The organism is Methylobacterium sp. WL18 (assembly GCF_008040015.1).
Lineage (GTDB): Bacteria > Pseudomonadota > Alphaproteobacteria > Rhizobiales > Beijerinckiaceae > Methylobacterium > Methylobacterium mesophilicum.
This window is the reverse complement of sequence record NZ_VRVD01001005.1, coordinates 1-1,123: the sequence shown is the minus strand read 5'-3', so window position 1 is coordinate 1,123 and position 1,123 is coordinate 1. Positions and strand designations below refer to the sequence as shown.

The 1,123-nt window shown below is 71.1% G+C and carries 2 protein-coding genes; one reads left to right on the top strand and one right to left on the bottom strand.

Annotated features, from left to right (window positions below):
* The coding region (locus FV228_RS30465; protein WP_147857820.1) for a GDSL-type esterase/lipase family protein at positions 1 to 695 on the bottom strand (695 nt) is incomplete at its 3' end.
* Positions 696 to 997: 302 nt separating this feature from the next.
* On the opposite strand from FV228_RS30465, the gene FV228_RS34600 reads away from it, so the two are divergent.
* Positions 998 to 1,123 (top strand): SDR family NAD(P)-dependent oxidoreductase (locus FV228_RS34600; protein ID WP_147857819.1); only part of this gene is annotated, 126 nt, incomplete at its 3' end.

Genomic DNA, 1,123 nt, shown 5'->3' with positions numbered 1-1,123 from the left:
AGGCTGCGCGCCGGGACCGGGGCGCGCAGCCGGGGCGCGGACGGGGCGGAGTCGATGGCGACCAGCCGGACCAGATCGGCGGCCAGCCGGGTATAGTCCGCGAGGTGCACGCCGTCCGGATGGAGACCCGTGCGGGCGAGCCCCGAGCCGTCGTCGCGCAGGGCCGCGAACGGATCGAAGAAGCTGTGACCGCCTACCCGGCAGAGCGCCGCGAGGCGGTCCGAGAAGGCCGCGACGGCGGCGGGATCCCGGCCCGTCGCCCAGGCGCCGATCGGCGGGATCGCGGCCACGAAGACCTGCGTCGACCAGACCTCCAGGATCCGCAGGATGTGCCGGACCTCGGCCTCGAACCGGCGCTCGGTGGAGGCCCGCTCCGGGTGCCGCCAGCGCAGGATGTCGTTCGTGCCGATGATCAGCACCGAGGCCGCGCAGCGCATCGGGGCCCGCAAGTCCGCGAGATGGGCCGCGCAATCAGCCGCGGTGCTGCCGCCGATGCCGAGATTGATGCAGGGCCGGCCACCGAAATCCGGTGTCCCGAGGAACTCGACATGCGAGTTGCCGGCCAGGATCACGCTCTCCGGGGCGGCCTTGCGGAGCGCCACGCGCAGGGCCGGACCCCGCTCGGCGAAGCGGATTCGGACGCACCGCCCATGCCGCCAATGCCGGGCGGCCGTCGCGATCCAGGGTGCAGGCATGGCGGTCCTGAACAGGCATGAGGGATCGGCCGCGCCCGGGGCTGCCCGGGCGCGGGGATGCGGAGTGAACCGTGTCGAGACCGTGCCGCCGGCCAGATTTTCTGGTGTTACGGCCGCAGAAACACTTGTTTACTTTCGATCACCGGCAGCACGACAAGCAGAACTTGACGCGACAATCATCGATGACTTCATCCTGCATATGTGGGAATTTTTCACACGTCAACGGCCCAGCTGTCGAAACGGCCTTCCGGACCGTACGATCCCACGCTACGCCGGAGCTCCAACGAGCGGGGGGAGCCAGGATGATCAAGGATCGCGTCTACATCGTCACCGGCGCGGGCTCGGGGCTCGGCGCCGCGGTGGCGCGCAGCCTCGTGGCGGCCGGCGCCAGCGTAGTGGTGGCGGACATCGCCCGGGAGGCCGGGGCC